This is a genomic window from Vibrio sp. V23_P3S9T160, assembly GCF_963886625.1.
Lineage (GTDB): Bacteria > Pseudomonadota > Gammaproteobacteria > Enterobacterales > Vibrionaceae > Vibrio > Vibrio anguillarum.
On the sequence record NZ_CAWPDB010000126.1, the window covers coordinates 22,958 to 30,466 of the forward strand.

Genomic DNA, 7,509 nt, shown 5'->3' on the forward strand with positions numbered 1-7,509 from the left:
TGCTTAGATCAAATTTTCAGCACAAAGCATTCACAATAGTGAGATGGGTGTATAGTTTTATTGTTGTTGTGAATGATTTTCATTGTATTGCGTTTTATCTTTTTGGTCGCTTTCTAAGCGCATTAAATAGGATGTAATAAAATGAATAAAGGATACAAATATTCTGCTCTTGCTGCAGCAATACTCGTTTCAGCATCGGTTTCGGCAAACGTCAGTGTGGAACCCACCCCAATTAATTCGCCTTTTATTAAAGATATAAAAGGTAATATTGTTGAAGACTATACTCCACAAGCTATCCAACCTCGTTTGTTTTTCATGCGTATGATTGGGAGTTCTGAACAGCGTGGGGATTGGTTTAATCTCTCGGCTAACTATTCCTCTATCCAAGGGGTTGGATCGGATTATGTGTATGAATCCTTGATGCCCCCTCTTAAACCTCAGCCTGTTATCGTGGCGGTGTTAGATTCGGGCGTGGACATTGAACACGAAGATCTAAAGAACAAGTTATGGGTTAATGCGGGAGAAATCCCAAACAATGGCATTGATGATGATGGTAATGGCTATATTGATGATGTGTATGGTTGGAATTTCTTAGGCAACTCGCTTGGTATCAATGTGGATTACGATACATTAGAGCTGACGCGTGAGTACAAAAAATACCTGGATTTATTAGAAGGCAATGATTGGATACCTGAGCAAAAACGTGCTTACTACCAAGCAATAGAAACGGAATATCTAGCCGAGGTTCAGAGTAACCAAACCCTGCTCGCGCAGGTCACTGATGCTATTGAGCAAGCGAATCAATATAAATCGCAAATCTCAGCCCTGACTCAGCATAAAGATTTTACGGCCGAAGGTTTGCTCATTTTACTGTCACATCCGAACCCTGAAGTTGTCTCCGCTGCTCAAGCGTTGTTGACACTATTCGACGACTGGTATTCGTTTGACTACCTTGCATCCAGACATAGCCGATACAAAAATGCGTTAGATTACTACTACAACCTTGAGTTTGATCCTCGTGCTGATATCGTTTTAGATGACATCAGCAACCCTTGGGAAAAGGGGTATGGAAATAATGATGTAAAAGGGCCTGATGCATCACACGGTACGCATGTGGCGGGAATTATTGCGGCAGAGCGTCGCAATGGTATCGGAATTGACGGCTTATCTGAAGATGTGAAAGTCATGTCGTTGCGTATGGTGCCCAATGGTGATGAGCGCGATAAAGACATTGCTAATGCTGTGCGTTATGCGGTGGATAATGGCGCAAAAATCATCAACATGAGTTTTGGTAAAAGCTATTCACCACGTAAATTTGTAGTTGATCACGCGTTTCGTTATGCGGCCAGCAAAGGTGTGTTAATCATCCATTCTGCAGGCAATAGCCAAAGTGATAATGATAGTAAACCAAGCTTCCCTAATCGTTTTGCCGATACTTACGAATCGTCACCTATTTCAACTTGGATAGACGTAGGTGCATCAGCGAAATACGCGAATGAAGATTTTGTCGCCAGTTTTAGTAATTATGGCCAAAAATCGGTTGATATCTTTGCACCCGGTTATCGCATTCTCTCTTCTACGCCAGGCAATAACTACGCCACTTATAGTGGTACGAGTATGGCTGCACCTGTAGTATCAGGCGTTGCCGCTATGGTGTGGTCACGCTATCCAGAGCTCTCCGCAGTAGAACTCAAAGCTCTATTACTTGATAGCGCCCGTCGTTATCCTGAGCTGTTAGTGAAAAAACCATCATCACCTGAAACGTTTGTTCCATTCAGTGCGCTATCGATCTCGGGTGGAATGGTTGATGCTGAAGCCGCTTTTGAAACAATCGCGAGTAAGTAGTGTCGCAGTCGGTAATGGATCAACTTTGGTTTGTTGTGCAATCACAGGCCTATTTACCGATGGCTTAATTTAACAGTGAGCGTAATAAAAGGCGTAGCTGATATTATCCAGCTGCGCCTTTTGGTATTCAGAGAAGAGTGCGTGATCGGGGCTTACCTGACCCATTACCTGAACCAAAATCGTCAGGTACAAAAAAGGTCAGTAAACACTACGCTTACTAACCTTCTAGAATTTGGTGGCCCTCCCAGACTTGAACTGGGGACCAATCGATTATGAGACGGTTTTAGGGGTGTATTAGCATGTACAGCAGTGAACAAGAAAGTACAAAATAACCGTTTAATATCAATAAATTGAAAGAAACTCAGTGTATCTAGTTGTTCACTGGAATTCATGGGAATATGATGAATCTGCTACATATGTGCTACACAGAGCGAGCGGCTAAGTGCAAGGAAGCAGATTAATATGCCCATAAAAAAGAAGATCACCACGACCAGTATCAAGCAATTTAAAGTCGAAGATAAGCGGATTAATGATACCGAAATTCTCGGCTTTCATGCGCGGATTTCTTCAACGGGTCGCATCTTCTATTACCTGTTTTATCGCTTCGAGGGGAAGCAGGTCAATTATAAATTGGGGAACGCGAATGACATCACTCCAACACAAGCGCGAGACCTCGCCAAAGCGAAAGCGGGTGAAGTGGCACAAGGCAACGACGTTCAAGATATTAAGAAGAAAGTCCGCCAAGAAGCCCAACGTCGAAAACACATCAAGTTACCAACCTACCTTGATGAACGCTATTTGCCGTTCCTGCTGACAAGAAACCCCAAAACCGCACATCGCATCATTAAACACCTAAAAAGCCATTTTTCTTTCTTGATGGACAAAGAACTCGATCAAATCACCGCATGGGAGATTGAGAAGTGGCGAAGCGAACGACACCAACAAGGAAAAGCCGCCGCCACGATTAACGATTCCGTGAACACACTGAAAGGCGCGTTATCGCGTGCGGTGGAGTGGGGGCTGATTGATTCCCACGAACTGAGCAAAGTGAAAACCATCAAAGCCGACAATACCCGCGTTCGTTACCTTAACGACAACGAAGAAAAGCGGTTACGCCATGCCATTAAAGAGCGAGATTGGAATATCCGCCTTGCTCGCCGTTCTGCCAATGTTCATAGAGAAATCCGGAACTATGAAAAGTACCCAAGCTTGGATGATGTGACGTTCGTGGATTACGTCGAGCCGTTAATCTTGCTTGCCATGAACACAGGCTTTCGCCGTGGTGAAATGCTAAGCCTTGAATGGACAGATGTATCGTTTAGTGAAAGGTACGTGCAAGTACGCGGCGGCAATGCCAAATCGAAGAAGGGGAGAATTGTTCCGCTGAACAACGAAGCCTATAACGCACTCACAAATTGGCGAGAGCAAAACCAGACATCACGGTATGTGTTTGAAGGGAAAAACGGCGTACCACTGAAAGAAGTGAAAAAGCCTTGGGCGACGGTGTTGGATTTGGCGCAGATTCAAGGCTTCAATTTTCACGATCTCCGCCACCACTTCGCAAGTAAGCTGGTAATGGCGGGGGTAGATTTGAATACGGTTCGAGAACTGCTAGGCCATTCAGACCTTAAGATGACGCTAAGGTATGCTCACTTAGCGCCAGAGCATAAGGCGACAGCCGTGAGTCTCATTGGGTAATGGGACATAAATCATTTTCGCCAAATCGAACATTAGCAATTCGTTGATAACTTCAGGTATTGAAAAAGTTACTCACTACCGTTCTCTGAATTGTTGGTACAGATCAATTTGTAGAAAAAATGAGATTTATCGTAACTCAGATACGCGATGCAGGAGTATCGTTAAACTCAATAGCTGAAGCTTTGAATACTAGAGGATTATAAGCATCCTCCAGTAAATTACTAACTGGACTCCCGTAGGAGTCCGTAAAATTTTTTCTTCCAGCAATAACTCAAGATAGAATCAGGATGGCTGGGACCAGACGCTAACTAATGCTACTCGCCAAGATGAATATGGTGATTAAATTCGCTATCTGTTAGAGCTTTGATAAACTCTTTTCTACTTTCTTCTAATGAAGAATAGTATTTTTTAAATGGAAGAGAATATTCGTCAGCCGAATCCCTATTTTTAGGAACAGGTATCTCAATTTCAAGCATACGCTTCCCGACATCTTCACGGTTTGTTTGCATGAAAACTATTCGCTCCCATTGAGCTTTTACTTCATTTAAACTTAAAGCCCAAAGCAGATAGAATTGATCAAATAATTCTTCATTAACAGCCCTAACAATGATCACCTCTTTAGTAAATACAGCTTTCTCTTGCCCTGGCATCAATACACAAAATTCGCCAATATTTTTAGATGCTCGTTCCGGTGAGATTAAGTCATATGGTTTTAATCCTGAATGGTCTCCTCTCCAAAATTTCTTTGCTAGATCAACTGGTATCATATTTGTTGGGTTAATATTGACATGTCCAGCTCGTAAATCAGAAACTTTGATATACGGAATTATTCCTAAACGTTGATCAGAACTAGGACTACCATGCCCTGCAAATAACTTAATATCACCTCGCTCTTGTAAGTCACCCAAAGACATCAACGTTAAGTCACTATAACGAAGAGCTAATTCATCAACCCCTTTCAGAGTTGCATGGTCATAATACTTGGGTACATAAACATCTTTCTCGACCATATCATCATAATCATGAAAAATAATTTCATCTCTAGAGAAATCCCCTTGCATTATTGCGTCGCAGCACTCTGCTAAAGTGTCATCTATTTCTGATGATGAGCGAATACCTGTTGATGGATTTACTAAATATTGCTCTTTACCATCTTTGTTTATGCCACAAGTCTTTGCATTTACAATAAGTACTTTATCAGTAGAGAACCATGCTGGCTTATGCATTATTTACCTACCTTTTCAAAAATATAAAAATTTGTCTTAGCTCGACAAAACCCTTGAAATGCTTCCATAGGGATGTTCAACATCCCACGTAATTCTAAGCGGTCTTTCAACCAGCAACGCAGCCAGCTGTAAGAAGGAGAGAACATATATGTTTCTGGCAAAATGATACCCAAGCGACCGTTTGTTGCTAATAACTCATAACAACGTTCAAGAAAAATAATTCCAATTTCTCTCTCTTCATGAACTGTTTTAGAAAACGTAGTAGTTCCGTCTTTTTCTTTCTTTGGTTTTCTTGTAATGGTTAAACCAGCGGCTTTAGCGTCTGACTTTGATACTTTTAAGCCTTTGCCAAATGGCGGGTTAGTAACAATACATGTAAACGAGTTAGGAGATAACGAACCTTGAAGCTCTGGGTAATGTGCATTCCATAAATGTTTGCGAATAGAATCACCAAGATGTGTATGAGTACTACCATCACCAATTGTTAACATTATTGCTTTCGTTAACTTTACATTTATTCGATCTTTATCGACACCGTATAAATGCCTATTAGCCCATTTAATTGAATCACTCTCAGTCATTGCTGGATGAGTATCAATCAATTGCCTGAAGCTTTCTAGCAAAAAACCCCCTGTTCCACAGGCAGGATCAAGAACTGAGTCAGTTGGCTTAATTTCCATCAACTTGACGGCACTGCGAATTACTGGATAAGGGGTGTAGTATTGCCCTTCTTCAGATTTTAAGCTCGACGTACGAAAAATTTGGAATGCTTCCGAAATTACGCTTATAGAAGTGTCCATCAGTCTAAAACGGGAGAGTTCGAATGCACATGTATTTAATGTGTGTGTATCTAGATGAATATCAGTATCTGTATCTGAAACAAACAGATCTTTGTGTGACCTTCTCATTCCATTGAACAGTTCACGAATTTTCTGATCAGTATTTTCTTCAGTATCCCACACTTGAAAAGGAACGGGTTGATCTGGTGAGTACTTTGCTGCTTTGTCTCCTTCCAGTTTTGCAAGAATAACATTACATAAGTTGTTTAATTGGTCGTCCCTTCTCGTACTCCGAGTATCACGAGCCACAACAACATTTAATAATCGCTTAAAAACCCGTTTCAAGTCCGATGTTGTTGGTTCTTCTAAATCTGCCCAATATAATTTTGAAGCTCCTGAACGAATCAAACTATCCGTTGGTTTTGGTAGAATAGCATTTTCTTGAATATCAAACTTACCATCAGGAGTTCTATAAACAAGAGTCACTTCAGTTCCATTTGTCCAAACACCCAACGGAACATGAGGTTCGAGACTCATGTAAATTTTTAGTTGATTTATCCCTTCTTTTCTATCGATGGATTTGGTTTCAACAATAATCTGTAAGTGCTCATAGTCGCCTACATGCGATGGATGATCAAAAATAGCCACATCAACAGGAAACGATTTGAAGCTTTGTCCGAGCTCACGTTTACTCGCTTCACTAGGACTTTTAGGTACTTGATCCGCCCCAGCAGTTTTGGACACTGAGTTAAGTGAGTACAATCACTAACGAGGTGAACAATGACAACTAAGAAAACTAGAATTAAACATTCCCCTGAATTTAAAGCAGAAGCCCTGAAGTTAGCAGATAAAGTGGGAGTAGCTGCGACAGCAAGACAGCTTTCTTTACACGAATCTCAAATCTACGGGTGGCGGAAGAACTCGAAGAAAGACACCAGTACTAGTCAGCGAGAGCAAGAGCTAACCGCAGAGGTTGCCAAGCTCAAAAGGCAGTTGGCTGAGCAAGCTGAAGAGCTAGAAATTGTAAAAAAGGCCGCCACCTACTTCGCGAAGAATCTAAAGTAGATTGCTACGAGTTTATGCTCGAACACCTGCTGTGCTTCAGTATAGTGCGTATGGCTAAGGTGTTCGGGATTTCCCGAAGTGGGTTTTATTACTGGATTAAGCATCGGCACAACGCCATCCAACGTGAGGCTATTCGCCAACAGCTTGATACAAAAGTTAAAGAAGCTTTCGACAACAGCAAAGGCCGAGATGGCTCAAGGCGTATCCAAAAAGAACTGTCTGAGAACGGTGAACGCTACAATGTTAAAACCATTGCTGCCAGTATGAAGCGTCAAGATTTAACGCCGAAAGCTGCACGCAAGTTTAAGTGCACTACGGACAGCAAGCATCAAATGCCTGTTGCTCCAAACCTGTTGGCTCAGAATTTTAGCGCATCTGCTCCGAATGAAAAATGGGCTGGAGACATCACCTATATAGCGACAAGCGAAGGCTGGCTGTACTTGGCGGTAATTATTGACCTTTACTCAAGACAAGTAATTGGATGGTCTATGGATACCAGAATGACGGCTACGCTGGTCTGTGATGCGCTATCAATGGCGTTGTTCCGTCGCGGATTCCCCGAGCAGGTTATCGTTCATAGTGATCGAGGCAGTCAGTACTGCTCAAAAGATTATCGAGATCTCATAACTGCTTATAATCTAAAACAAAGTATGAGTAGGAAAGGAAATTGCTGGGACAATGCTTGTGTTGAGAGCTTCTTCCATTCTATGAAAGTTGAAGCAATCCAAAATGAGCCGATTATGACGAGAGACCAGATGCGCCAAACGATCTTCGAGTACATAGAGGTTGATTATAATCGGACGAGAAGGCACAGTGCTCTTGGGTATCTAAGCCCAGTTAACTTTGAACAGCAAAATGTCGCTTAATGAAGTGTCCAGTCTAGCTGGAGCAGATCA

Annotated in this window: 5 protein-coding genes; 3 read left to right on the top strand and 2 right to left on the bottom strand. The window is 42.0% G+C overall.

What is annotated here, in order from left to right; genetic code table 11:
• Positions 1 to 141: 141 nt before the first annotated feature.
• Both AACU59_RS09945 and AACU59_RS09950 read left to right on the top strand, forming a co-directional pair.
• A complete protein-coding gene (locus AACU59_RS09945) occupies positions 142 to 1,845 on the top strand; it encodes a S8 family peptidase (protein WP_094145651.1) in 1,704 nt (567 codons plus the stop codon).
• A gap of 462 nt (positions 1,846 to 2,307) precedes the next feature.
• Complete coding sequence (locus tag AACU59_RS09950) at positions 2,308 to 3,543, top strand: site-specific integrase (RefSeq protein ID WP_094145650.1); 1,236 nt, start codon at positions 2,308 to 2,310, stop codon at positions 3,541 to 3,543.
• Between the two features lie 314 nt (positions 3,544 to 3,857).
• Here AACU59_RS09950 and AACU59_RS09955 read toward each other — a convergent pair whose 3' ends face one another.
• Both AACU59_RS09955 and AACU59_RS09960 read right to left on the bottom strand, forming a co-directional pair.
• Complete coding sequence (locus AACU59_RS09955) at positions 3,858 to 4,769, bottom strand: hypothetical protein (protein WP_161437613.1); 912 nt, start codon at positions 4,767 to 4,769, stop codon at positions 3,858 to 3,860.
• Positions 4,769 to 6,292 (bottom strand): N-6 DNA methylase, encoded by a 1,524-nt coding sequence (locus AACU59_RS09960; protein ID WP_161437614.1) that lies wholly within the window; start codon positions 6,290 to 6,292, stop codon positions 4,769 to 4,771. The genes AACU59_RS09955 and AACU59_RS09960 overlap by 1 nt, the downstream gene beginning before the upstream one ends.
• A 36-nt stretch (positions 6,293 to 6,328) precedes the next feature.
• On the opposite strand from AACU59_RS09960, the gene AACU59_RS09965 reads away from it, so the two are divergent.
• Positions 6,329 to 7,479, top strand: a protein-coding gene (locus tag AACU59_RS09965) for an IS3 family transposase (RefSeq protein WP_094132009.1) whose coding sequence is annotated in 2 segments (ribosomal slippage) — positions 6,329 to 6,572 and positions 6,572 to 7,479 — 1,152 coding nt in all. Because the reading frame shifts where the segments join, the coding sequence is not laid out codon by codon here.
• The last annotated feature ends 30 nt before the right edge of the window (positions 7,480 to 7,509 follow it).

Bases quoted from the DNA above. Each gene is read 5' to 3' on its own strand.
- AACU59_RS09955 (WP_161437613.1), bottom strand. From the start codon at position 4,769: ATGCATAAGCCAGCATGGTTCTCTACTGATAAAGTACTTATTGTAAAT.
- AACU59_RS09950 (WP_094145650.1), top strand. From the start codon at position 2,308: ATGCCCATAAAAAAGAAGATCACCACGACCAGTATCAAGCAATTTAAA.
- AACU59_RS09945 (WP_094145651.1), top strand. From the start codon at position 142: ATGAATAAAGGATACAAATATTCTGCTCTTGCTGCAGCAATACTCGTT.